The 24,992-nt window shown below is 72.1% G+C and carries 18 protein-coding genes, 1 tRNA gene and 1 pseudogene; 14 read left to right on the top strand and 6 right to left on the bottom strand.

Annotation, left to right across the window (positions count from 1 at the left end; genetic code table 11):
• Positions 1–20: 20 nt before the first annotated feature.
• The 3 genes from queC (at position 21) to JHB91_RS12995 (ending at position 1,908) form a co-directional block, all read left to right on the top strand.
• Positions 21–692 carry a 7-cyano-7-deazaguanine synthase QueC gene (queC, locus tag JHB91_RS12985; RefSeq protein WP_199473158.1) on the top strand — a complete coding sequence of 224 codons (672 nt, stop codon included), beginning with the start codon at positions 21–23 and terminating at the stop codon, positions 690–692.
• A gap of 68 nt (positions 693–760) precedes the next feature.
• Positions 761–836 (top strand) — tRNA-Lys (locus JHB91_RS12990).
• Between the two features lie 61 nt (positions 837–897).
• The gene (locus JHB91_RS12995) at positions 898–1,908 is read left to right on the top strand and encodes an NAD(P)-dependent alcohol dehydrogenase (protein ID WP_199473159.1); all 1,011 of its coding nucleotides are present in this window, start codon (positions 898–900) and stop codon (positions 1,906–1,908) included.
• Between the two features lie 6 nt (positions 1,909–1,914).
• Here JHB91_RS12995 and recQ read toward each other — a convergent pair whose 3' ends face one another.
• Complete coding sequence (gene recQ / locus JHB91_RS13000) at positions 1,915–3,735, bottom strand: DNA helicase RecQ (protein WP_199473160.1); 1,821 nt, start codon at positions 3,733–3,735, stop codon at positions 1,915–1,917.
• A 105-nt stretch (positions 3,736–3,840) separates the two neighbouring features.
• Positions 3,841–4,320, bottom strand: a pseudogene (locus tag JHB91_RS13005) (Dps family protein); the annotation flags it as partial.
• A 219-nt stretch (positions 4,321–4,539) separates the two neighbouring features.
• On the opposite strand from JHB91_RS13005, the gene hrpA reads away from it, so the two are divergent.
• The gene (hrpA, locus tag JHB91_RS13010) at positions 4,540–8,475 is read left to right on the top strand and encodes an ATP-dependent RNA helicase HrpA (RefSeq protein WP_233398700.1); all 3,936 of its coding nucleotides are present in this window, start codon (positions 4,540–4,542) and stop codon (positions 8,473–8,475) included.
• Here hrpA and JHB91_RS13015 read toward each other — a convergent pair.
• Positions 8,468–8,950 carry a hypothetical protein gene (locus JHB91_RS13015; RefSeq protein ID WP_199473256.1) on the bottom strand — a complete coding sequence of 161 codons (483 nt, stop codon included), beginning with the start codon at positions 8,948–8,950 and terminating at the stop codon, positions 8,468–8,470. The genes hrpA and JHB91_RS13015 overlap by 8 nt on opposite strands.
• A gap of 64 nt (positions 8,951–9,014) precedes the next feature.
• On the opposite strand from JHB91_RS13015, the gene JHB91_RS13020 reads away from it, so the two are divergent.
• Positions 9,015–11,198 (top strand): bifunctional (p)ppGpp synthetase/guanosine-3',5'-bis(diphosphate) 3'-pyrophosphohydrolase, encoded by a 2,184-nt coding sequence (locus tag JHB91_RS13020; RefSeq protein WP_199473163.1) that lies wholly within the window; start codon positions 9,015–9,017, stop codon positions 11,196–11,198.
• Positions 11,199–11,252: 54 nt separating this feature from the next.
• Positions 11,253–12,848: a hypothetical protein gene (locus JHB91_RS13025; RefSeq protein WP_199473164.1), complete on the top strand. Its 1,596-nt coding sequence runs from the start codon at positions 11,253–11,255 to the stop codon at positions 12,846–12,848.
• Between the two features lie 7 nt (positions 12,849–12,855).
• On the opposite strand, the gene JHB91_RS13030 is transcribed toward JHB91_RS13025, so the two are convergent.
• Positions 12,856–14,949 (bottom strand): glycosyltransferase, encoded by a 2,094-nt coding sequence (locus JHB91_RS13030; protein WP_199473165.1) that lies wholly within the window; start codon positions 14,947–14,949, stop codon positions 12,856–12,858.
• Between the two features lie 147 nt (positions 14,950–15,096).
• Here JHB91_RS13030 and mrcB point away from each other — a divergent pair, with 147 nt between their 5' ends.
• The 5 genes from mrcB to lepB all read left to right on the top strand — a co-directional run bounded on the left by mrcB (position 15,097) and on the right by lepB (position 21,604).
• Positions 15,097–17,508, top strand: a complete 2,412-nt coding sequence (gene mrcB / locus JHB91_RS13035; protein WP_199473166.1) for a penicillin-binding protein 1B — start codon at positions 15,097–15,099, stop codon at positions 17,506–17,508.
• A gap of 2 nt (positions 17,509–17,510) precedes the next feature.
• The gene (locus JHB91_RS13040; protein ID WP_199473167.1) at positions 17,511–18,053 is read left to right on the top strand and encodes a hypothetical protein; all 543 of its coding nucleotides are present in this window, start codon (positions 17,511–17,513) and stop codon (positions 18,051–18,053) included.
• 94 nt (positions 18,054–18,147) lie between these two features.
• Positions 18,148–20,130, top strand: a complete 1,983-nt coding sequence (locus JHB91_RS13045; RefSeq protein WP_199473168.1) for an ATP-dependent DNA helicase — start codon at positions 18,148–18,150, stop codon at positions 20,128–20,130.
• Between the two features lie 54 nt (positions 20,131–20,184).
• Complete coding sequence (gene tsaB / locus JHB91_RS13050) at positions 20,185–20,907, top strand: tRNA (adenosine(37)-N6)-threonylcarbamoyltransferase complex dimerization subunit type 1 TsaB (protein ID WP_199473169.1); 723 nt, start codon at positions 20,185–20,187, stop codon at positions 20,905–20,907.
• Between the two features lie 70 nt (positions 20,908–20,977).
• Positions 20,978–21,604: a signal peptidase I gene (lepB, locus tag JHB91_RS13055; protein WP_199473170.1), complete on the top strand. Its 627-nt coding sequence runs from the start codon at positions 20,978–20,980 to the stop codon at positions 21,602–21,604.
• Between the two features lie 30 nt (positions 21,605–21,634).
• On the opposite strand, the gene JHB91_RS13060 is transcribed toward lepB, so the two are convergent.
• Both JHB91_RS13060 and gshB read right to left on the bottom strand, forming a co-directional pair.
• Entirely contained in the window at positions 21,635–22,423 is a 789-nt protein-coding gene (locus JHB91_RS13060; RefSeq protein WP_199473257.1) for an energy transducer TonB, read from the bottom strand.
• A gap of 99 nt (positions 22,424–22,522) precedes the next feature.
• Positions 22,523–23,461, bottom strand: coding sequence for a glutathione synthase (gene gshB, locus JHB91_RS13065; protein ID WP_199473171.1), 939 nt, complete (start codon positions 23,459–23,461; stop codon positions 22,523–22,525).
• Between the two features lie 180 nt (positions 23,462–23,641).
• Here gshB and pilG point away from each other — a divergent pair, with 180 nt between their 5' ends.
• The 3 genes from pilG to JHB91_RS13080 are packed head-to-tail and all read left to right on the top strand — an operon-like array spanning position 23,642 to position 24,987.
• On the top strand, positions 23,642–24,043 hold the full coding sequence (gene pilG, locus JHB91_RS13070) for a twitching motility response regulator PilG (RefSeq protein ID WP_182825315.1): 402 nt from the start codon (positions 23,642–23,644) through the stop codon (positions 24,041–24,043).
• Between the two features lie 19 nt (positions 24,044–24,062).
• The gene (locus tag JHB91_RS13075) at positions 24,063–24,428 is read left to right on the top strand and encodes a response regulator (protein ID WP_199373349.1); all 366 of its coding nucleotides are present in this window, start codon (positions 24,063–24,065) and stop codon (positions 24,426–24,428) included.
• 31 nt (positions 24,429–24,459) lie between these two features.
• Complete coding sequence (locus JHB91_RS13080; RefSeq protein WP_199374288.1) at positions 24,460–24,987, top strand: chemotaxis protein CheW; 528 nt, start codon at positions 24,460–24,462, stop codon at positions 24,985–24,987.
• The last annotated feature ends 5 nt before the right edge of the window (positions 24,988–24,992 follow it).

Consider the following 24,992-nt stretch of genomic DNA (forward strand, 5'->3'; position numbering starts at 1 on the left):
GTCAAGGAGCCTCGGCGGCCATGAAGAAAAACGCCGTCGTGCTGGTTTCCGGTGGGATGGATTCGGCAGTGGTGCTGGCCATCGCGCGCGAGCAGGGATTCGCCGTGCATGCGCTGAGCGTCGCCTATGGCCAGCGCCACACCTCCGAGCTCGAGGCCGCGGCCGCGCTGGCCGCGTCCGCGGGCGTGGCCGCGCACAAGGTGGTGGGCGTGGACCTGCGCGCGATCGGTGGCTCGGCGCTGACCGCCGACATCGACGTGCCGGAGCCGGGCGGCACGGGCGTTCCGGTGACCTACGTGCCGGCGCGCAACACCATCATGCTGTCGGTGGCGCTCGGCTGGGCCGAAGTGGTGGGCGCGGCGGACATCTTCTGCGGCGTCAACGCCGTGGACTATTCCGGCTATCCGGACTGCCGGCCGGAGTTCATCGCAGCGTTCGAGCGCCTCGCCAACCTGGCCACGCAGGCCGGCGTGGAGGGCGCGGGGATCCGCGTGCACGCGCCGCTGCAGCGCATGTCCAAGGCCGACATCGTGCGCGAAGGCCTGCGCCTCGGCGTCGACTTCGCGCAGACGGTGTCCTGCTACAGCGCCGATGCCCAAGGCCGCGCCTGCGGCCGCTGCGACGCCTGCGTACTCCGCGCCGAGGGTTTCGCCGGCGCCGGCGTGGCGGATCCGACCCGCTACGTGGGGTGATGCGTCGCGCTTCCGGCCACGCGGGCTGCTGCCTGGCGAGAGGCGTGTGACATAATTCCGCCCCTGCCGGGCCGTTAGCTCAGTCGGTAGAGCATCGGACTTTTAATCCGCTGGTCGATGGTTCGAATCCATCACGGCCCACCACATCGTGACTCCGGCGCATCCATCGCGCCCCGGGAGCCCCGGTCATCAAGGGGAGACCCACATGACCATCAAGACGCTGTACATCTCCGCCGGCGGCGGCTTCGAGCATGTCACGACCGGCATCACGCGGCCGGTCGAGCCCGCAGCGGGCGAGATCACCGTGCGCCTGCACGCCAGTTCCCTCAATTTCCACGATTACCTGGTGGTGAGCGGAGTGACCGGACCGACGGAGCAGCGCATCCCGATGTCCGACGGCGCGGGCGAAGTGACCGCACTGGGCGCCGGCGTCACGGAGTTCGCCGTGGGCGACCGCGTGGTCAGCACGTTTTTCCCCGACTGGCTCGATGGCGAGGCGCCCGCCGACGGCTTCTCCCGTGTCCCGGGCGACGGCATCGACGGCTATGCGCGCGAGCAGGTGACGGCGCGCGCCACCGCGTTCACGCATGCGCCGCGTGGCTGGAGCCATGCCGAGGCCGCGACCCTCACCACCGCAGGGCTGACCGCCTGGCGCGCATTGATGGAGGATGGCGCGCTGCAGCCCGGACAGGTCGTGCTGGTGCAGGGCAGCGGCGGCGTGTCGGTATTCGCGCTGCAGTTAGCGAAGCTGGCCGGGGCGCGGGTGATCGCCACGTCGTCCAGCGATGCCAAGCTCGAGCGGCTGCGCGCGCTTGGTGCCGACGAGGTGATCAACTATCGCCAGGATCCGCAGTGGGGCGTGACCGCCCAGCGGCTCACCGGCGGCCGCGGCGTGGACCATGTGCTGGACGTCGGCGGCCCCGACACCCTGGAACAGTCCATGCTGGCGTGCCGCGTGGGCGGACATGTTTCGCTGATCGGCGTGCTGACCGGTGTCGACGCGCGGATACCGCTGGCGCTGGCGCTTGCCCGCCAGTTGCGGTTGCAGGGCCTGGTGGTCGGCAACCGCCGCCAGCAGCAGGACATGGTGCGCGCGCTCGATGCCGGCAGCCTGCGCCCGGTCATCGACCGCCACTTCGCGCTTGATGACCTGGTGGCCGCGTTCCGCCACCAGGAAAGCGGCAGCCACTTCGGCAAGATCGTCCTCGACCTCTGAGCCGGCTCAGGCCGCCTCGACCTCGGCGACCGCGTCCAGTACCTCGTCTCCATAGCGCTCGATCTTGCCGGCGCCGATACCGCCGATGAGCGCGAGGTCGCCCGGCGTGCGCGGGCGCAGGCGCGCGATTTCGCGCAGGGTGGCGTCGTGGAAGATCACGTAGGGCGGCACGCCCTGTTCGCGTGACAGCCGCGTGCGCAGCGCGCGCAGCGCCTCGAACAGCGGCTGGTCGGCGCGCGCCACCTCGACGGCGGCAGGACGGTCGCGCCGTTCGCTGCCGCGGCTGCGCGGTGCTTCCTTGCGCAGCAGCACCTGGCGACGGCCCTGCAGCACCTCGCGGCTGTCGGCGGTCAGCCGCAGGCCGCCGAAGCCCGCGCTGTCCACCTCCAGCAGGCCGGCGGCGACCAGCTGCCGGAACACGCCGCGCCAGCTGCGCGCGTCGAGGTCGGCACCGATGCCATGGGTGCTGAGCGCGTCATGGCCGAACTGGCGGATCTTTTCGGAGTCGGAGCCGCGCAGGATGTCGATCAGGTGCGCCGCGCCGAAGCGCTGGCCGCTGCGGTACACGCACGACAGCGCCTTCTGCGCCGCGACGGTCGCGTCCCATGACTCCGCCGGGTGCAGGCAGTTGTCGCAGTTGCCGCAGGGTTCGCCCGGGCCGTTGCCGGCGTAGTCCTCGCCGAAGTTGGCCAGCAGCACCTGCCGCCGGCAGCGCATCGACTCGCAGTAGCCGACCAGCGCATCCAGCTTGCGGTGCTCCAGGCGCTTGCGCTCGTCGCCGGATTCGGACTGGTCGATCATCTGCCGCAGCAGCACCACGTCGCCCAGACCGTGGCACATCCAGGCGTCGGCGGGGTCGCCATCGCGGCCGGCGCGCCCGGTTTCCTGGTAGTAGCCCTCGATCGACTTGGGCAGGTCCATGTGCGCCACGAAGCGCACGTCCGGCTTGTCGATGCCCATGCCGAAGGCGATGGTGGCCACCATCACCACGCCGTCCTCGAGCAGGAAACGGCGCTGGTTGGCGGCGCGTACGGACGCGTCCAGTCCCGCGTGGTAGGGCAGGGCGTCGATGCCCGCTTCCTGCAGCAGCTCGGCGGTCTTGCCGACCTTGTTGCGCGACAGGCAGTACACGATGCCGGCCTCGCCGCGGTGGCCCGCCATGAAGTCGAGCAGCTGGCGGCGGCCGTTGTCCTTGTTGACCACGGTGTAGCGGATGTTGGGCCGGTCGAAGGAGCTGGTGAAGTGGCGCGCGTCCTCGAGCTGCAGGCGCTCGGCGATCTCGCGCTGGGTGGGCGGATCGGCGGTGGCGGTGAGCGCGATGCGCGGCACCTGCGGCCAGCGCTCGTGGAGCACGGTCAGCTCGCGGTATTCGCGGCGGAAGTCGTGGCCCCACTGCGAAACGCAGTGCGCTTCGTCGATCGCGAACAGCGCGATGCGGCTGGCGTCGAGCAATGCCATGAAGCGTGGCGTCAGCAGGCGTTCCGGCGCGACATACAGCAGGTCCAGCGTGCCCTCGCGCAGCTGGCGTTCGACGGCCGCGGCCTCGGCGCCATCGAGGGTGGAATTGAGGAACGCCGCGTTGACGCCCAGCTGGCGCAGTGCCTCCACCTGGTCCTGCATCAGCGCGATCAGCGGCGAAATCACCACCGCGGTGCCCTCGCGCAGCAGCGCCGGCACCTGGTAGCACAGCGACTTGCCGCCGCCGGTGGGCATCAGGACCAGCGCATCGCCGCCGCCGGCGACGTGCTCGATGATGGCGGCCTGCTGGCCGCGGAAGGCGTCGTGGCCAAAAACCCCGCGCAGCACCTGGTGGGCGTTGTCACTCATGCGACAAGGATACGCGCCCGCCGTCCCGCGACCCGGTGCGAAGACGCCCGACACGGGGGTCGGGCGTCTCCATTGGCGGCCGCCGGAAGGATCCGGCGCGGCGGGCTACTGCAGCAGCGAGCGCAACATCCAGGCGTTCTTCTCGTGGACCACCAGGCGCTGGGTGAGCAGGTCCACGGTGGGGTCGTCGCCGGCATCGTCGGCGTGCGCCAGGGCGCGGCGCGCGGTGCGACACACGGCCTCGTTGCCGACCACCAGCTGGCGCACCATCTCGCGCCAGTCCGGGGCTTCGGTCAGGCCCGGCTCCTCGGTGATCGAGCTCAGGCGGATGAACTCCGCGTACGAACCCGGGGCGTTGTAGCCCAGTGCGCGGATGCGCTCGGCGGTCTCGTCCAGCGCATTCCACTGCTCGGTGTACTGGTCCATGAACATCGCGTGCAGCGAATTGAACATCGCGCCGGTGACGTTCCAATGGAAGTTGTGGGTCTTCAGGTACAGCGTGAAGCTGTCGGACAGGAACTGCGACAGGTCCTGGGAGATCGTCTTGCGGTCCTTGTCGGAGATGCCGATGTCGACGTTGGGCGCCATCGAGGTCGGACCGGGAGACGCGGCGGGGTCGGCGGCCCTGGCGCGGGTGGCGGCGGTTTTCTTGGTGGTCTTCGTCTTGGTCTTGGCCATCGGGGTTTCCTCTCGTTGATTGCACGCGACAATGGGCACGATGGACACACGTGATCGGCCCGGGCCGCGAATCGGATCTGCATGAAACAGAAGGAGTCTAGCCACGCGGCTGCAAGTACCGCGTCAATGCGCGGTGCGCGTGCCGCGGTGGACGGCGCGCTGACCCGCGACCGTGGCCGCCTGCTCGGGCTGCTGGCGCGCTGGCGTGCAATGCCGGCGGATGCCGCCCGCGAGGCCGCGTTTGCCGAGGCCCTGGCGCGTTCGGTGGCGACACGCGAGGCGCGCGCGAAAGCGCTGCCGCAGGCCGAGGTCGATCCGGACCTGCCGATCGCGGCCGAAGGCGACAACATCGTGGCGCTGCTGCGCAGGCACCAGGTGGTGGTGGTGGCCGGCGAGACCGGCTCCGGCAAGACCACCCAGCTGCCCAAGCTGTGCCTGGCCGCGGGGCGCGGCGCGGCCGGGATGATCGGCTGCACCCAGCCGCGGCGGATCGCCGCGCGCGCCGTGGCGCGCCGCGTAGCCGAGGAGCTGCAGGTGCCGTTGGGCGGCGCGGTCGGCTACCAGGTGCGCTTCACCGAGAACGTCGGCGAGCAGACCGCGATCAAGTTCATGACCGACGGCATCCTGCTGGCCGAGATCCAGTCCGACCGCTGGCTGTCGCGCTACGACACGCTGATCATCGACGAGGCGCACGAGCGCAGCCTCAACATCGACTTCCTGCTCGGCTACCTGAAGCAGCTGCTCGCCAAACGCCCCGACCTGAAACTGGTGGTGACCTCGGCCACCATCGACACCGCGCGCTTCTCGGCGCACTTCAACGACGCGCCGGTGGTCAACGTGGAAGGCCGCGGCTATCCGGTCGAGGTGCGCTACCGGCCCGACGCGCCCACGGTGACCGACGGCATCGTGGCCGCCTGCGACGAGATCCTGCAGGGCGGCCGCGGCATGGGCGGCGACGTGCTGGTGTTCCTGCCCGGCGAGCGCGAGATCCGCGACGCCCACCGCGCGTTGGAAGGCCGCAAGTACCGCCACACCGAAGTGCTGCCGCTGTACGCGCGGCTGTCGGTGCGCGACCAGGACCGGGTGTTCAACCCCGGGACGCAGCGGCGCATCGTGCTGGCGACCAACGTCGCCGAGACCTCGCTCACCGTGCCGCGCACGCACTACGTGGTCGATCCGGGTCTGGCGCGCGTCAAGCGCTACAGCCCGCGGCAGAAGCTCGACCGCCTGCACATCGAACCGGTCAGCCAGGCCAGCGCCAACCAGCGCGCCGGCCGCTGCGGCCGCATCGCGCCCGGCACCTGCTACCGGCTGTACGCCGAGGAGGATTTCGCGGCGCGGCCGGCATTCACCGACCCGGAGATCCGCCGCGCGGCGCTGGCCGGGGTGATCCTGCGCATGCTGTCGCTGGGCCTGGGCACGATCGAGGAGTTCCCGTTCCTGGAGCCGCCCGATCCGCGCGCCATCGCCGACGGCTGGCAGCAGCTGACCGAGCTCGGCGCGGTGGATGCGCGTCGCGAGCTCACCGCCATCGGCAAGCTGATGGCGCGGCTGCCGGTCGACGTGAAGCTGGCGCGCATGCTGGTCGCCGCGCACGGCCACGGCTGCCTGCGCGAGATGCTGGCGATCACCAGCTTCCTCGGCATCCAGGACCCGCGCGAACGCCCGGCCGACCAGCGCGCGGCGGCCGACACCGCGCACGCGCTGTTCCGCGACCCGAAGTCCGAGTTCGTCGCCATCCTCAACCTCTGGCGTGCCTATCGCGACGCGCACGAGGAGATGACCCAGTCGCAGCTGCGCAAGTGGTGCGAGCGCCATTTCCTCGGCTTCCTGCGCATGCGCGAATGGCGCGAGCTGCACCGCCAGCTGAAGCTGCAGTGCGAAGGCCTCGGCTGGGAGGAGGAAGCCGACAGCGGCGAGATCCCTGCGCCTGCGGAAAGCCCGGTCGCACGTGCACCCGCCGCCAGGCAGCAACCCGACCGCTTCGTGCTGCTGCACCGCTCGCTGCTGGCGGGGCTGCCGACACAGGTCGGGCATGCGCTGCCGGAACGCGACAAGCGCCGCGCGGCGACCTACGAAGGCCCGCGCGGGCGCCGCTTCCAGCTGTTTCCGGGATCGGCGCTGGCCTCGAAGCCGCCGCCGTGGGTGTTGTCGGCCACGCTTCTGGATACCGAGAAGGTCTGGTCGTTGACCAACGCCGCGATCGAGCCGGACTGGGTGGTGGCCGAACTCGATCACCTGCTGTCGCGGCGGCACTTCGACCCGCGCTGGTCGCGCCGACAGGGTCGCGTCACGGGCAGCGAGCAGCTCGGCCTGTTCGGCCTGGTGCTGGTCGCCGCCCGGCCCATCCACTACGGCGCGCTGTATCCGGAGGAGTCGCGCGAGCTGTTCCTGCGCGACGGCCTGGTGGCGGGCGAGATCAACCTGCGCGCCGACTTTGTCACCCGCAACCGCCGCGCGCTGGCCGCCGCCGAGGAAGAGGAAGCCAAGCAGCGCCGCTCCGGCCTGGTGGTGGATGACGACTGGATGCTGCGCTGGTACCGCGACCGCATTCCCGCGGAGATCACCAGCGCGCAGGCGCTCGACGCCTGGTACGCGCGGCTGTCGCGCGAGGAGCGGCGCGCGCTGCAGTGGTCGAGCGAGGACCTGCTGGTCGGCGATGGCAGCGATGCCGACCGCTACCCGGCGTTCCTGGCGCTCGGCGACGCGCGCTTGGCCATGCACTACCGCTTCGAGCCGGGCGCCGTGGACGACGGCATGACGGTCGTCGTGCCGCTGCACCTGCTGAACGCCCTCGACGCGCCGCGGCTGACATGGCTGGCGCCGGGTTTCGTGCTGGAGAAAGCGACGGCGCTGCTGCGCGGCCTGCCCAAGGCGCTGCGCCGCAACTTCGTGCCGGCGCCGGACTTCGCGCGCGCCTTCGCCGAAGCGCACGGCAGCGCCGACGCCGCCACCGACACCCTGCACGGCGCGCTCGCACGCTTCCTGAAGCGCATGACCGGAGTGGACATCGCGCCGACCGACTTCGACGATGCCGCGCTCGAGCCGCACCTGCGCGCGAACCTGCGCCTGCTCGATGCCGACGCCCGCAGCGTGCTGGCCGAGGCGCGCGATCTCGACGCGCTGCGGGCACGCTTTGGCGGTCGCGCCGCGGATGCCTTCGCCGCGCAGGCGTCCGAGGGACTCGCGCGCGAGGCCTTGACCGCGTTCCCCGACACGGCGATCCCCGAATCGGTGCCCGGCGCCGGCGGCGTGCCCGCCTATCCCGCGCTGCACGACCAGGGCGACAGCGCGTCGCTGGAGGTCCACGCCGACCGCGCCGAAGCGCTCCGCCAGCATCCCGGAGGCGTGCGCCGCCTGCTCGCGATCGCGCTTGCCGAGCGCATGCGCCAGGCGCGCAGGCAGCTGCCGGTGTCGCCGAAGACCGGCCTGCTGTACGCCGCCATCGAATCCGCCGCGCCGCGTGCCAACGGCGGCCGGCCGGCCGAATACCTGCGCAACGACCTCGTCGACGGCGCGTTCGCGGCACTTGCGGCCGACGGGCTCGAATCGATCCGCGACCCGGCGGTCTTCGCCACGCGCAGCGAGGCGCTGGGCAGGGAGCTGTTCGGTGAAGCCATGCGCCGCCTGCAGCTGGCCGAGCAGATCCTCGGCCTGGTGGCCGATGTCCGCGCCGCGCTCGACAGCCGCCTGGTCGGCTGGGCGCGTGGCAACCTCGACGACATGCAGGCGCAGCTCGCGGCGCTGGTGCCGCCGGGGTTCCTGCGCGACGTGCCGGGAACGGCGCTGGCCGAGTACCCGCGCTACCTGAAGGCGCTGGCCACGCGCGCGGCGCGCGCGCTCAACGATCCCACCCGCGACCAGCAGCGCATGCTCGAGCTGAAGCCGTTTGCGGACGCGCTGGCGCAGGCGGTGCAGGCCGGCCGCGCCGGTGCTCCCGGCTGGCAGGCGCTGCGCTGGGACCTGGAAGAGCTGCGCGTGCAGCTCTTCGCGCAGGAGCTCGGCACCCGCGGCGGCGTGTCGCCAAAGAAGCTGGCGGCACGGCTGGCGGCGCTTACTTGATGCGCTGGACCTTGGCGCGGGTGTTGTACGTGCCCACCTGCATGTACCAGGTCGAGCCGACCAGGCTCGGGGTGATGGTGACCTGGGCATCGGTCAGGCGCGCGCCGACGAGGCTGGCGCCGTCAACCTGCCGCCACACCTGGCCATTGTCGAGGGTGTAGTCGCGGCCTTGCCGGAAACCGCGGAACTCGCCCGGTATCCGGGCGGTGATCGGCTCGTCGGTTCCGAACGACGCGAAGCCGCGATGCTCCTTGATCACCCGATCCTTGGCGACGTCCGCGGCCTTGGCGGTTTCGTCGACGATGGTGCGGTTGAGCCACGCGTCAAGGCGCGCGAGCTCCGCGGCGCTGAGCTTGTCGAGGCCGGCGGCCTTGAATTCATCGGCGCTCATCTGCGCCTGGATCGACTGCTGCGCGAACGCGGGCGTTGCGACGAGGAGCAGGGCGGCGAGGAAGATACTGCGTACCGGCATCATGTCTGTTCCAAGTGGCGTGGTGCGGCTAGTGTAGACCGTCCCCCGCCGTGGATCGCCGCCCGCCATGGCCGAAGCCGTGGACATCGAAACCCTGCTGGCGCGGCCCGCGCTCGCCACCCTCGCCGAGCCCCTGCGCGCACTGCTGCGCGAGGCGGCCGCGGGCGGTCCCTGCACGGGCGGCGACCCGCCGCGGGTGCTGGCCGACACGCTGGATGCGCTGGCCCTGCTCGACGCCGATGGCGAGGTGCTGGCCGCTGCCGTCCTGCACGCCTGCCCGGACTGGGCCGAACGCCACGCCGCGAACGCAGCGCCCGCCGGCGCGGCGATCGCGGCACTGCTCGAGGGCCAGCGCGCCGCCAGCCAGGTCTGGGCGCTGCACGCCGAACAGGAGCGCGGACGCAGCCATGAAGGCCTGCGCCGCCTGTTGCTGGCGATCGTGCGCGACCTGCGCGTGGTGCCGATCCTGCTCGCGCGCCAGCTCGCGCGGATGCGCGCCGCCGCCGCGCTGCCCGACGCCGAACGTCTGGCGCTCGCGCGGCTGACCCGCGACATCCACGCGCCGCTGGCGAACCGGCTCGGCATCTGGCAGCTGAAGTGGGAGCTCGAGGACCTGGCGTTCCGCCATCTCGAGCCGGCTACCTACCGGCAGATCGCCACCCTGCTGGACGACAAGCGCGCGGGGCGCGAGCGCTACATCGAGGACGTCAAGGCGCGCCTGGGCGAAGCGCTGGCCGCCGCGGGCATCACTGCCGACATCGCCGGCAGGCCCAAGCACATCTACAGCATCTGGAAGAAGATGCAGAAGAAGAACGCGCCGATCGGCGAGCTCTACGACCTGCGCGCGGTGCGCGTGCTGGTCGACGACGTGCAGGCCTGTTACGCGGCGCTGGGCGCGGTGCATGCGCTGTGGGCGCCGGTGCCGGGCGAGTTCGACGACTACATCGCCCGCCCCAAGCACAACGACTACCGATCGCTGCACACCGCCGTGGTCGGGCCCGAGGGAAAGACGCTCGAGGTGCAGATCCGCACCCGCGAGATGCACGACCAGGCCGAGCTCGGCGTGGCCGCGCACTGGCGCTACAAGGAACACGCCTACCAGGGGCGCGCCGGCACGCAGCGCTCGGCGGCCGGCGAGGCCGCGGTGAACCGCAAGATCGAGTGGATGCGACGGCTGCTCGACGCGCCGGCGGAGGCCGGTGACGGCGCGCTCGCGGGCGCCTTCGACACCGAGCTTGTCGAGGACCGGATCTACGCGCTGACGCCGAAGGGCGAGGTGGTCGACCTGCCGCTTGGCGCCACGCCGCTGGACTTCGCGTACCGCGTGCACACCGAGGTCGGCCACCGCTGCCGCGGTGCCAAGGTGGACGGCCGCATCGTGACGCTCGACCACGTGCTGCACACCGGCGACCGCGTCGAGATCCTGACCGGCAAGGTGTCGGAGCCGCGCCGCGACTGGCTGCTGGCGTCCAACGGATTCCTCGCCAGCGCGCGCTCGCGCGAGAAGGTGCGCAGCTGGTTCCACAAGCTCGACCGCGCGCGCAACCTGCAGGCCGGCCGCGAGCTGCTGGACCGCGAGCTTAAGCGCGTCGGCATGCAGCACGCGGACCTCGCGCCGGCGTTGCGCAGGTTCAACGTCGATAGCGCCGACGACCTGCAGGTGCTGGTCGCGCTGGGCGACGTGGGGCCGCACCAGGTGGTGCGCGCGCTGGCCGACCACGAGCGCGAGCAGCGCGAGGCAGAAGCCGCCGGCGAAGACGCGGACGTGATCGCGCTGCGCGCGCCGAAGCGGCTGCGGCCCGGCGGCAAGCCGGCGTTCACCGTGGTCGGCGTGGACAACCTGCTGGTGCAGGTGGCGCGCTGCTGCCAGCCGCTGCCGGGCGAGTCTGTCGCCGGTTACCTGACGCGTGCGCGCGGGGTGAGCGTGCACCGCAGCGACTGCGCGTCGTTCCTGCGCCTGGCCGCGCGTGAGCCGCAGCGCGTCCTGCCGGTGGAGTGGGGCGCCTCCGGCGGCGCCCACCAGGCCGAACTGATGCTGCAGGCGATCGACCGCAAGCACCTGCTCAAGGACGTCACCAACCTGATCGCGCAGGAGGATGCGCACGTGCTCGCCATCGACGGCGATGCCGGCGGCGGTCGTGGCCGCGTGCAGCTGCGGCTGTCGCTGCGCGTCGCGGATTTCGGGCAGCTGTCGCGCCTGCTCGGCAAGCTCGAGGCGCTGCCTGGCGTGGAGCGCGCCTACCGCACCTGAGCGCGGCGGCTGCGACGCAGGCCCGGTCGCCGGCGTCGCGCGCGCATTCACCCGGTGCCGCTTATGCTCCCGGGCGTGATTCCCTCATCGCATCCCGACGCCGCCCGCGATTCCACCGCCGCCGCCGCGCGCTCCCGCCTGCATGGCGGCACGCGGCGGCGTGGCGGCGTGGTCGAACGCCTCGGGCTTGCGCGCCGTTGGCAGTGGTGGCTGATCGGTTCGATGCTGGTGGTCGTGCTGCTGGCGGTGCTGCGTGCGCCGCTCGGCGGGCTGCTGTGGCCCGAGACACGCAGCCAGGCGCTGCGCGCAGAAGCCGAGCGCGCACTGGCCGAAGGCCGCCTCAGTGCCGCCGATGGCACGGGGGCGCGCGAGCTGTTCGAAGCCGCGTTGGCCATGGACCCAGACCGCCGCGAAGCCAGCCAGGGCCTGGCGCAGGTGGCGGCGGCGGCGCTTGCGCAGGCGCGCGTGGCGCTTGCCGAGGATCGACTGGACGACGCCCGCGCCGGGCTGGCGCTGGCGCGTGAGCTTTCGGTGCCGAAGGCGGAGGCCGAGCAGTTGGAGGAAGCGCTGCGCCGCCGCGAGGCCGGCCATGCCGGCCTGGATTCGCTGCTGGCCGCGGCCGAAGCTGCGCGCCTGCGCGGACATCTCGAAGGCGATGACAGCGCCGCGCTGCCGCTGTACGCGCGAGTGCTGGCGATCGAGCCCGCGCATGCGGACGCGCTGCGCGGTCGCGAAGATGCATTGGCGGAGCTGCTGGGGCAGGCGCGCGAGGCGCTGCGGCGCGGCGAGCTCGGCGCGGCCGCGCAGCGCATCGATGCGGCGCGACGTTTCGACGGCGGCCACATCGACCTCCCGGACACGCTGGCACGCTTGACCGAAGAGACCGATGCCGTGCGTCGCCGTGCCGACAACGCCCTGGCGCGCGGTCGGCTCGACCGCGCCCTCGAGGGTTACAACGCGCTGCTGGCGCTGGATGCCAGCGATGCCTCGGCGCAGGACGGCGTGGCGGCGGTGGCCAGCGCGCACGCCGCGGAGGCATCGCGCCTGGCCGCGGATTTCGCGTTCGTGGCTGCCGAGGCCGCGCTGGCGAGGGCGCAGGCCATCGCGCCCGATGCCGCGGGCGTCGCCGAGGCCGAAGCGCGGCTCGAACGCGCGCGCCAGAACAGTGCCCAGTTCGCGACGCGGCTGCCTGCAGCCGAGCGTGACCGCCGCGTGCGCCAGCTGCTGGACGCGGCCGAGGCCGCGCGTGCGCGCGGCAACCTGCTGTCGCCGCCGGGGGAGAGCGCCTTCGACAAGATCGCCCGTGCCCGCGCGCTGGCACCGCAGTCACGCGCGGTGCGCGCCGCCAGCGCGCGCCTGCTGCCGGCCGCGCGCGACTGCTACGAGCGCGAACTGCGCGGCAACAGCCTGGGCCAGGCGCGCGCCTGCCTGGACGCGCGCGCGGCCCTGGGCGAGGACGCGGGCGAGCTCGCGGCCGCGCGCACGCGGCTCGCGCAGCGCTGGCTGGCGGTGGGCAACGAGCGCCTGGGTGCCGGCGAAGTGGAGCGCGCGCAGCGCGCGCTGGCGCTGGCGCGCGCCATCGATCCCGGCGTGCCGGGGCTGGACGATTTCAGGCAGCGGCTGCGCGCGGCGGGCGCTCCCGCCGACTGAGGCCGCGTCAGGCCATGAACACGCGGCGCACGGCCGCGCGCGCGGCGTCGGCGGAGAAGTGCCGCGCCACGTTTTCGAGCCCGTGCGTCGCCAATGCCTGCCACAGCGCGGCGTCGCCGCAGGCGCGTACCACCGCCGCCGCGAATGCTTCGGCCTCGTCGGCCACGAGCACGTCGTGCCCGTCGACCAGGTGCATGCCCTCGACCGCGCACGCCGTGGCGACCACCGGCTGGCCGTGCGCCATGCTGAGGTTGATCTTGCCCTTGACCCCGGCGCCGAAGCGCAGCGGCGCTATGGCGACCAGTCCGCCATCCATGTACGGCGCGATATCCGGCACGTGGCCATGCACCACCACGCCCGGCAGCGCGGCGAGCGCGGCGACCTCGGGAGTGACGTCATCGCCGATCACGTGGAACGCGATATCCGGCAGCTGCCGGCGGACATGCGGGAAGACATCGGCGGCGAACCAGCGCACGGCATCGACGTTCGGCGGGTGACGGAAGCCGCCCACGAACACCAGGTCGCGGCGCTCGGCGAATGGCCTGCCGGGCCCGGCCACGCTGTGCAGGTTGGACAACACCTCGACGGTGGCCTGCGGCGCATCGCGTTGCAGGACCACGCGCTCGGCCTCGCTGACCACCAGGGTGATGTCGCTCGCGGCGATGACTGCGAGTTCGCGCGCGCGCGTGCGCAGCGCGGCCCTCGCGATCGCCGCGTCGCCGGTGACCTCCGCGGCGCGCTGCTCGCGCAGGTAGTGCAGGTCGATGCTGTCGAACACCAGCCGCGCCTGCGGCGCATGGCGGCGCAGCAGCGGGATGAACTCGCTGGCCACGTAATGGCGGCAGGCCACCACCACGTCGAAGCGCGGTCCGTGCTCGGCCAGCCAAGCCGGCGCGCGCGCGGCGTGTGGCGCGCACCAGGCTTCCACGCCCAGCTGGCGCAGGGCGTCGGTGTAGCGGCCGTCGTAGCTGCGGTTGGCGGGCAGGAACACCACGTGCGCGCCTTCCTCGCGCAGCAGGCGCATCAGGTTGACCAGCCGCAGCGAGCCGGAGTCGCGGTCGGGCTGCGGGGTGAGCGCGTCGATCACCAGCACCTGGCGCTGGCCGGCATGCAGCGTGGCCGGCGTCGGCTCGTGCGGCGCGCGGTGGTGCGCGAGTGCCGCGGCGCGATGGGCGAGGAAGACCTCGCGGTTGCGCAGCTGGTGCGCCTTGGGGCCGGTGCCGGTATCGGTGCCGGACGTGGCGCCTTCGTCGTGCACCACCTTTGCCGCGGGCTGGTACAGCACGCGGCGCCCGGCGGCGCGCACGGCGAAGGCGAGGTCGGTGTCTTCGTAATAGGCCGGCGCGTAGCGGGTGTCGAAGCCGCCGAGCTCCTGGAACAGCGCGCGCGGGATCGCGATCGCCGCGCCGCTGACGTAGTCGGCATCGCGCAGATAGGCATGGCGCGGATGCGATGGATCACCGAGGCGGCCGTAGTTCCAGGCATTGCCGTCGTTGAACACCACCCCGCCGGCCTCCTGCAGGCGGCCGTCGGGGTAGAGCAGCTGTGCGCCGACCAGGCCGGCGTCGGGCACCGCGTCGAAGGTCCCGAGCAGCGCGTCCAGCCAGCCCGGCTGCGGCACGGTGTCGTTGTTGAGGAACACCAGCACCTCGCCGCGGGCCAGCGCCGCGCCGTCGTTGCAGGCGGCGATGAAGCCGCCATTCACGGCGCGGCGGTGATAGCGCAGGCCCGCGACCCGCGGCAGCGCGTCGGCAGTCTCGTCAGCCGAGCCGTCGTCGACCACGATCACCTCGAACGCCGCCGCCGGCGGATGCGCCGCCAGCGCGCGCAGGCAGGCCAGGGTATGCGCGAACTGGCCGTACACCGGGATCACCACGCTCGCCCTCGGTGCCTCGCTCGTCGGCAGCGTGAACGGCGCGAACGGCGCGCGTGCCGGCAGGTACAGCGCTGCGCGCAGTGCCGGCGGCGCGGGCCGGAGCTGCGCGCACACGCGCGTCCAGCTCGAGGCCACGCCGCGGGTGCGCAGGCTCAGCAGGCCACGGTGCAGCAGGCCGGAGGCACGGGCGACGAAAAAGCGCGCGTCGGCGATCGAGAACGACATCCAGCGACAACTCCGGCTGACTGGGGGGTGGCGGCGTGACCGGGAGCGCGCTGGCGCTGGGCTAGACTCGGCACGCTTTTTTTCCATTCTCGCATCCCTTCAACGCGCCCACCCGGCGCCACCTGGCCCGCGGGCCGCCGAGCCCACATGGCACGCATCGATTACGACGAAGACGACCACGACATCGACAGCCCGCGGCTTGACTGGCGCCGCCGGCTGCTGACCTGGGCGCTGGCCGCCGTCGGCCTCGGCCTCGGCTTCCTCATTCCGTACACGCTGTACCTGAACCACCAGGTCGGGAAGAGCTTCGGGCAGCTGCAGTGGCAGATCCCGACCCGCGTCTACGCGCGGCCGCTGGCGCTGGCACCGGGCCTGGCGATGGATGCCGGCACGCTCAAGACGGAACTTGCCGCGGCCGGCTATCGCGAAGGCGACGGCCGCAAGGCGGGCACCTGGGCGGCGGGCGAAGGCGGGCGTTTCACCATCGCCAGCCGCGGTTTCCAGGACGTCGGCGGCGACGTGGCGCCGAGCCGCGTCGAAGTGCGCCTGGCCTCGGGCCGGGTCTCGAAGGTCCGCGACCTGGTGGCCGACCGCGACGCCAAGGCCGCGCGCCTGGATCCGGCGCGCATCGCCACGCTGTACGGCAAGCAACAGGAAGAGCGCCGGCTGGTACGCGTGCAGGAGGTGCCGCAGCAGCTCACCGATGCGCTGCAGGCGGTCGAGGACCGCGACTTCGCGCACCACCGCGGCATCGACCTCAGCGGCATGCTGCGCGCGGCGTTCGTGAACCTGAAGGCCGGTGACACGAAGCAGGGCGCCAGCACGCTGACCCAGCAGCTGGCGCGCAGCGGCCTGCTCGGCATCGGCCGCGAGCAGACCTGGAGCCGCAAGTTCAACGAGATCATCTATGCGCTGCTGATCGAGGCGCGCTACGACAAGGGCCTGATCCTGGAGGCCTACCTCAACCAGGTGTACCTGGGCCAGCGCGGCGCGCAGGCGATCCGCGGCGTGGCTGCGGGCTCCGAGCACTGGTTCGGCCGCCACCTCGACGACCTCTCCACCGAACAGGTCGCGCTGCTGGTCGGCATCATCCGCGGGCCCTCCGACTACGATCCGCGCCGCCATCCCGAGCGCGCGCGCGCGCGCCGCGATTTCGTGCTCGGCAAGATGCTCGAGACCGGGCTGATCAAGCAGGCTGAGCACGACCGCGCCGTCGCCGCGCCTTTGGGCGTCAGCGAGCGCCCGGGCAGCGCCGCCGCCAACCGCTTCCCGGCATACGTGGACCTGGTGCGCCGGCACCTCGCCGCCGACTACTCGGCTGCGGAGCTGCAGGGCGCCGGGTTGGCGGTCATGACCAGCATGTCGCCCTCGGCGCAGGCGTATGCCGAAGCCGCGGTCAAGCGCACCATGAAATCGCTCGACAACGCGCGCCGCCCGGCGCTCGAGACCGGCCTCGTGGTCACCGACGTGCACAACGGCGAAGTGGTCGCGGTGATCGGCAGCCGTGACGTGTCGAACCCCGGCTTCAACCGCGCGGTCGAGGCACAGCGGCCGGTCGGCTCGCTGTTGAAGCCGTTCGTATACCTGCTGGCGCTGGCCCTGCCGGACCGCTGGTCGCTGGCGACCTGGGTGGACGACTCCCCGGTGACCGTGACGCTCGACACCGGCAAGCGCTGGAACCCCGGCAATTCCGACGGCAGGAGCCACGGCAGCGTGCGCCTGGTGGATGCGCTGGCGCGCTCCTACAACCAGGCGACGGTGCGGGTGGGCATGGCGGTGCGCCCGGAGCGCCTGGCCAACCTGATCAAGCAGCTCGCAGGCATCGAGGCGGTGGCCAATCCGGCGCTCATCCTGGGCTCCGTCGACCAGAGCCCGTATGCCATGGCGCAGCTTTACCAGTTCCTGGCGTCCGACGGCGAGATCCAGCCGCTGTACACCGTGCGCGGGGTGCTGGGCGACGACGGCCGCGTGCTCAAGCGCTACGACAAGGCGCCGCCGCAGCCCGATGACGGCGACCGCACCGCGGCGCGCCTGGTGACGCTGGCCCTGCAGCACGCGGTGTCGTCCGGCACCGGCCGGCAGCTGGTCAACGACGGCCTGGGCAAGCTCAACGCCGCCGGCAAGACCGGCACCAGCAACGACGGCCGCGACAGCTGGTTTGCCGGTTACACCGGCGACCATCTCGCGGTCGTCTGGGTGGGCAACGACAAGAACGAGCAGACCGGCCTGTATGGTGCCACCGGCGCGATGCGGATCTGGTCGGGCCTGTTCAAGGCGCTGCCCACCGCGCCGCTCAAGGTCGGCGACAAGGGCCTCGACTGGCAGTGGGTGGTCGGCGGCACCAGCACCGATGCCGGCTGCCCGGAGGCGCGCCGGTTCGCGTTCGCCGATGGCTTCGCGCCGCCCTGGCAACCCTGCGCGCCGCCTGCCTATGTCGAGGAGAGCGGGCAGGGCGGTGGAGGCTGGCGCGAGTGGCTCGGCTTCGGTCGCGACCGCGAAAGCGCGGCAGAGCCCCAGGATTCGCCGCCACCCCCACCGCCTTCGGAACCGCAGCAGTGACCATGACGTCCCCCACGTTCCGCGCGCCGTCGCTGCGCATCGCACTGGCGTGCGTGCTGTTTGCCGCGCTGGCGGCCTGCGCCTCGGCGCCGACCATCGCCCCGTCCACGTCGCTTACTTCGGCCACGCCGGCGGAAATGGTCGCTGCGATCCGCGCCTCCGCCGGCGATGGCGAAGGCGAACTCTCGGTGCAGCCGCTGCGCGACAACGAGGTCGAGGACCTGCGCGACCAGGCGCATCGCCTCGAAGCCCAAGGCCATGTCGCCGACGCCGCCAAGGCGCTGGACCACGCGATAACGATCGTGCCCGGCGATCCCGCGCTGCTGCAGGAGCGCGCCGAGCTGGCGCTGCTGCTGGGCGACCGCGCCGCGGCCGCCAGCCTCGCCGAGCGCGCGTTCGCGCTCGGTTCGCAGGTCGGTCCGCTGTGCCGCCGCCACTGGGCGACCCTCGAACAGGTGCGCCTGCTCGAGGGAGATGCCGCCGGTGCGGCCGCGGCCAAGGCCGCCATCGACGCCTGCCGGATCGGACCGCCGGCGCGCTACTGAGCACGCGATCGCGTCGCGCGCGTACTCCGCCGACGCCGCCACCGGTCGACGGATGACGACCAGGCCCGCGGTTTGCGGCGATCATGGCGACCAGATGAGTCATTCCGAATCCCATGTCGCCGCGCCGCAGGTCGAGGGCGAGCTGGCGGCGCGCAGCCGCGCCGCGCTGGTCGAAGGCGGCCTGCTGGCCGACCGCCTGCCCGGGTTCCGGCCTCGACCGGCGCAGCAGGACCTGGCCGCTGCAGTGGCCGAGGCCTTCGACAGTCGCGACGTGCTGCTGGCCGAAGCCGGCACCGGCACCGGCAAGACCTTCGCCTACCTGGTGCCCGCCATCCTGTCGCGGCGCAAGACCATCATCTCCACCGGGACGCGCGCACTGCAGGACCAGCTCTACCACCGCGACCTGCCGCGGGTGCGCGATGCGCTCGGCATTGGCCTGCGCACCGCGCTGCTGAAGGGCCGCGCCAACTACCTGTGCCGCCATCGCGTGGAGCGCGCGCGCGGTGAGGCGCGCTTCACCAGCGCGGCGCAGGCGTCGCAGTTCGAGCGCATCGTCGCGTGGGGCGGGCGCACGCGCATGGGCGACCTGGCCGAACTGGAATCGCTGGCCGAAGACTCGCCGCTGCTGCCGATGGTCACCTCCACCGCCGACAACTGCCTGGGCAACGAATGCCCGTTCTGGGGCGAGTGCTTCGTGGTGCAGGCGCGCCAGCGCGCGCAGGATGCCGACATCGTGGTGGTCAACCACCACCTGCTGCTGGCCGACCTGGCACTGAAGCAGGAGGGCTTCGGCGAGATCCTGCCCGGCGCCGAGGCGTTCGTGGTCGACGAAGCGCACCAGCTTCCCGAGCTCGCCGCGCAGTTCTTCGGCGAAGGCCTGTCGGCGCGCCCGCTGGTCGAGCTGGCGCGCGATGCGGTCGCCGAATGCCGCGACGTCGACGGCGCGCTGGCGGTGCTGCAGGCGCCGGCGAGCGCGCTGGAGCAGGCGACGCGTGGCCTGCGCGCGGAACTGGAGGTCTTGCCGGTGCGCGGCACGCAGGCGCAGGCGCTGCTGCACGCCAACGTCGCCACGGCGCTGGACGCGCTGTCGGCGGCGCTGCACGCGTTGGCCGAGGCGCTGGCGCCGCTGCGCGATGCCGCGCCCGGGCTCGAGGCCTGCCACGTGCGCACGCTCGACCAGCAGGGGCGTCTCGCGCGCTGGTGCGTGCCGCGTGGCCTCGACGACGGCATGGCCGAGGCCGACGACGACATCCGCTGGTACGAACTGTCACCGCGCGGCTTCCGCCTGCAGCGCACGCCGCTGGACGTGTCCGGGCCGCTGCGCGCGCATCGCGAACGCTCGGGCGCGGCCTGGGTGTTCACGTCGGCCACGCTGGCGGTGGACGGCCGCTTCGACCATATCGCCACCCGGCTTGGGCTGGTCGAGCCGCGCACGCTGCTGGCGCCAAGCCCGTTCGACTGGGGCACCCAGGCGCTCGCCTACCTGCCGCCGTCGCTGCCCGAGCCGTCGTCGCGCGATTACACCTCGGCGGTCACCGCCGCGGTGCGCCCGGTGCTGGAGGCCTCCGGCGGCCGCGCGTTCCTGCTGTTCGCTTCGCACCGCGCGCTGCGCGAGACCGCGGAGGGCCTGCGCGACGGGCCCTGGCCGCTGTTCGTGCAGGGCGAGGCGCCGCGGCACGTCCTGCTGCAGAGGTTCCGCGAGTCAGGCAACGGCGTGCTGCTGGGTGCCGCCAGCTTCCGCGAGGGCGTCGACGTGGCCGGCGGCGCGCTGAGCGTGGTGGTGATCGACAAGCTGCCGTTCGCCGCGCCCGACGATCCGGTGTTCGAGGCGCGGCTGGACGCCATCCGCCGCGCCGGCGGCAATCCGTTCCGCGACGAGCAGGTGCCGCAGGCGGTGATCGCGCTCAAGCAGGGGGTGGGCCGGCTGATCCGTTCGGAAACCGATCGCGGCGTGCTGGTGCTGTGCGATCCGCGCCTGCTCGGCAAGGGCTACGGCAAGCGCTTCCTGAAGTCGCTGCCACCGTTCCCGCACACCCGCGACATCGCCGACGTGGCTGCGTTCTTCGCCCGGGGCTGAGCCTGGCGCTGGCGCGGGTTACGCTGTCGCGCCCCGCCGTCCGGTCCGCCGTCCATGCGCCTGCTTGCCATTGAAACCTCCACCGAGGCCTGCTCGGTCGCGCTCTGGCTCGATGGCGAGGTGCGCGAGCGCTTCGAGGTCGCGCCGCGGCGCCACGCCGAGCTGGCGCTGCCCTGGGCGGACGCGCTGCTGGCGGAGTCCGGCATCGCCCGCGCCAGCCTGGATGGCATCGCGGTCAGCCGCGGGCCGGGCGCGTTCACCGGGGTGCGGCTCGGGATTTCGCTGGCGCAGGGCATCGCGCTCGCGCTCGACCTGCCGGCGCTGGCGGTGTCCACGCTGGCGGTGCTGGCGCAGGGCGCGCGCATCCCGGAAGCAGGCCCTGCGGATGCCCGTGTGCTGGCGGCGATCGACGCGCGCATGGGCGAGGTCTACTTCGGCGGCTTCGCGCGCGAGCACGACGCGTGGCGCCTACTGGCGCCGGAGGCGGTCATGGCACCGGATGCGGCCGCGCTGCCGGGTGAAGCCGGGGAGGGCGGCTGGATCGGCGTCGGCACCGGGTTCGCGGCGCTCGACGGCGCGCTGCGCACGCGTTTCGGTGCACGGCTGGTCGCGGTCGACGACGCGGCGCTGCCGCGCGCCGGCGACCTGGCACGGCTGGCGGCGGCGGCATTCGCGCGCGGTGAGGCGGTGGCTCCCGAGCTGCTGGAACCCGCCTACCTGCGCAACAACGTGGCGCTCACCCTGGCCGAGCAGGCGGCATCGCGCCAGCGCGGCTGAGGCCCGGGAACCTTCGCGCAGCCGGCAGGGTCGGTGGAGGTCCACGCCTCCACACCGCCAAGGCTCCGCCATGACGCAATCCACCACCGCGCAGGGTGCACACGGGCGCCTTGCCCGCCTGTTCCGCGAATCGGCACCGCTGCTGGTCATGCTGGCGCTGCTGCTGGTGGCGCGCAGTTCGTTCGCCAACCACTACGTGGTGCCCAGCGGCTCCATGCAGCCGACGCTGCAGCCGGGCGATCGCGTGGTGGTCGACATGAGTGCGTACGGCGTGCGCGTGCCGTTCACCGCCATCACTTTGATCGAGCGCGATGTGCCGCGCGCCGGTGATGTCGCGGTGTTCAAGTCGCCGCATGACGGCACGCGCCTGATCAAGCGCGTGGTGGCCGTGGCGGGTGACCGGGTGGCGCTGCTTGATGGTCGCCTCAGCATCAATGGCCGGGCGCTGGCGCGTGGCGCCGATGCGGGCATCGAGTCCTTCGGCGGGCGGCAGGTGGCGCTCGACCTCGGCGATGGCGGCGGGCCGGACATCGCCTCGCTGCGCGTGCCGCCGGGCAAGCTGCTGGTGCTCGGCGACCATCGAGGCGCCAGCGCCGACGGCCGCATGTTCGGACTGGTCAGTGCCGATTCGGTGTATGCCCGTGCGCGGGGCGTGTACTACCGGCGCGGCGAGGGCCTGCGCTGGCAGGCGCTGTAACCCTGCGGTCGCGGCACACGTGCCGCGCCGTCAGTCGTCGACCAGCTCGCCGCCCGGCAGGAAGTTCCAGGTGCGGGTGACGTGGAGGACATCGATCTCCTCCTCGGTACGCGGCAGCGGCGGGTAAGGCTCGGCGAGGCGGGCGATGCGCAGCGCGGCGTCGTCGAGCAGGCGCACGCCGCTGGACTGGATCACCTCCGCGCGCTCCACCGAGCCGTCGCGGCGGATCGCCACGCTGATCACCAGCGTGCCGGACAGCTGCCTGCGGCGTGCCTCGTCCGGATAGTTCAGGTTGCCGACCCGCTCGACGCGGTCCACCCAGCTGCGCAGGTAGGTCGCGTACGCCCACTCCTGGGTGCTTGCCGACACGAACTTGCGCTTCGGTCGCTTGGCGTAGCGCTCCGACTGCAGGTGGATCTCCGCCGCCAGTCGTGCCATCGCCAGGTCGCGCTCGATGCGCTCCTCGCCGCGCGGCAGGGGCGTGTCGTCGGCAAGCGGCGTGTCCTCCGGCGCGGCGACGCGCGTCTCGCCGTTGCGGCTGGCGACCACCCGCGTTTTCGGCGGGACGCTGGCGTCGGGTGACTGCGCGCGCATCGCCTGCTGTGCCACGCCGGCCTCGTCCTGCGGCAGCTGGCCGACCTGGGCGTCGCGCGGGCGCTTGCTGAGCTCGTCCTCGCCGCCGCCCTGGTTGCTGGCCTGGGCGAGGAAATCGGCCTGCGACTTCGTCAGCGGGCTGGTGGTTTCGGTGAGGATGACATCCAGCGTGGGCAGCACCGGCGCCGCGTCGTCGAGCGCGAAGCCGACGCCCAGCACCAGCATGCCGTGCACCAGCAGCGACAGCACCAGCGTTGCGCCGAGCCGGTCGCGCTCGCCGATCACCGATTGCGCAGGCAATGCCGCCACGTCAGCCGCCGCTCCTCACTGCTCGATGGCGTCGAACAGCAGGCCGGCGATGTTGAGGCCGAACTGGGCGTCGAGCTCGCGGATGCAGGTCGGGCTGGTGACGTTGACCTCGGTGAGGTAATCACCGATCACGTCCAGGCCGACGAAGCGCATGCCGCGGCGGACCATCTCGGGGCCGACCTGCGCCGCGATCCAGCGGTCGCGCTCGCTCAGCGGACGGCCTTCGCCACGGCCGCCGGCGGCCAGGTTGCCGCGGAACTCGTCGCCCTGCGGGATGCGCGCCAGGCAGTAGTCCACCGGCACGCCGTCGACCAGCAGGATGCGCTTGTCGCCCTCGGTGATCTCCGGCAGGTAGCGCTGCGCCATGGCCAGGTGCCGGCCGCTGTCGGTGAGCGTCTCGAGGATGACGTTGAGGTTGGGATCGCCAGCGCTGGCGCGGAAGATCGAGCGGCCGCCCATGCCATCCAGCGGCTTCAGCACCGCCTGGTCATGGTGGCCGACGAACGCCTTCAGCGCGGCGGCATTGCGGCTGACCAGGGTCGGCGGGCAGCACTGCGGGAAGAGCAGGGCGGCGAGCTTCTCGTTGAGGTCGCGCAGTCCACGCGGATCGTTGACCACGTTGGCGCCGGCCATGCGCGCGGCGTCGAGGATCAACGTGTCGTGCAGGTAGTCCGAATCGACCGGCGGGTCGCGGCGCATCAGCACCACGTCGCGCGCCTGGAACGCGCGTTGTGACGCAGTTCCCAGTTCGAACCAGCCCGCGGCGTCGTCAGCGACCTGCAGCGGCGCGACGAGCGCCTGCGCCACGCCACCTTCCATCGACAGGCCACCCGGCACCACGTAGTGAAGGCGATGGCCACGCCGCTGCGCCTCGAGGAGCATGGCGAAGGTCGAATCCTTGGCGATGGTGATCGACCCGATCGGGTCCATCACGACGATGACTTCGAGTGGCATATGGGCCTTCCACGGCAGTAACTGACAAATGTTAGCAGCTGCGCGCGGCACCACTGCCGCGATTGCTGATCGCGCACGCACAACGCCATATTCTCGCTTGACAGTGTGGCGTCCGACTGGGATATAAGACTGCTTGCAGCGACGCCGGCGTTTACGAGCGACGCGCACCGGGGAGACATGATGACGCAGGACGAAAACCGCGCCGGCAGCCTTGATGGCCTGCGCGTGATGGTGATCGACGATTCGAAGACCATCCGCCGCACGGCAGAGACACTGCTGCGCCGCGAGGGTGCGGACGTGGTGACTGCGACCGACGGGTTCGAGGCGCTGGCCAAGATCGCCGACCAGCGGCCGCAGATCATCTTCGTGGACATCATGATGCCGCGCCTGGACGGCTACCAGACCTGCGCACTGATCAAGAACAACCAGCTTTTCAAGCACACGCCGGTGATCATGCTGTCTTCCAAGGACGGCCTGTTCGACAAGGCCCGCGGTCGCATCGTGGGCTCCGAGCAGTACGTCACCAAGCCTTTTACGCGCGAGGAACTCCTCGACGCCATCCGCAAACACGTCAACGCCTGACCGGGGGGACAGGCACACCATGGCAAAGATCCTGTTGATCGAGGACTCGCCGACCGATACCGCGGTCCTCACCCAGTTGCTCGAACGCAACGGCCACCAGGTGCTGGCTGCGGCCAACGCCGAGGACGGCATCGAAGTCTGCAAGCGCGAGCTGCCGGCACTGGTCCTGATGGACCTGGTGCTGCCCGGCATGAATGGTTTCCAGGCAACGCGCGCGCTGTCGCGCGATGCGGTGACCAGCGCCATCCCGGTGCTGATCGTCAGCACCAAGGGCATGGAGACCGACAAGGCCTGGGGCATGCGCCAGGGCGCGAAGGGCTACATCGTCAAGCCGCCGGTCGAAAGCGACCTGGTCGAGCAGATCAACAGCCTGCTCGGTGGCTGAAGTGGCCAATGCCCACGCCCAACCGGTGGCGATGGATCCGTTCGAGATCCTCGCCAGCTACGAGCAGCGCAGCCTGGCGCACATCGCTGGCCTGCCTGAGCAGCTGGATGCGCCTGGCCTGTGGCGCGGCGTGGGCTATCGCGTTGGCCGTCGCTCGCTGGCTTCCGGCTTCGACGAGGTGGTCGAGATCCTGCCGATGCCGCAGCTGACGCCGGTGCCCGGGGCGCAGCCCTGGATGCTTGGCGTCGCCAATATCCGCGGCAACCTGCTGCCGGTTGTCGACCTGCGCATGTTCCTGGAAGGCGAGCGCACCGTGCTCCACGAAGGCCAGCGCGTGCTGCTGGTGCGCCAGCCCGGCGGCGACGTGGCGGTGACGATCGACGAGCTGTACGGCCAGCGCAGCTTCCTGGTCGAGCAGGAGACGGACGCCGCCGGCCTTGCCGATGGCCGCTACGCCAATTTCATCGACCGCGCCTACGACGTGGGCGGTCATGCATGGGCGGTTTTCAGCCTCGACAGGCTGTCCCGCACTCCCGAATTCAGACACGCCGCGGCATGACCGCC

Origin of the sequence: Luteimonas sp. MC1828, from assembly GCF_016461615.1 — a bacterium.
Lineage (GTDB): Bacteria > Pseudomonadota > Gammaproteobacteria > Xanthomonadales > Xanthomonadaceae > Luteimonas.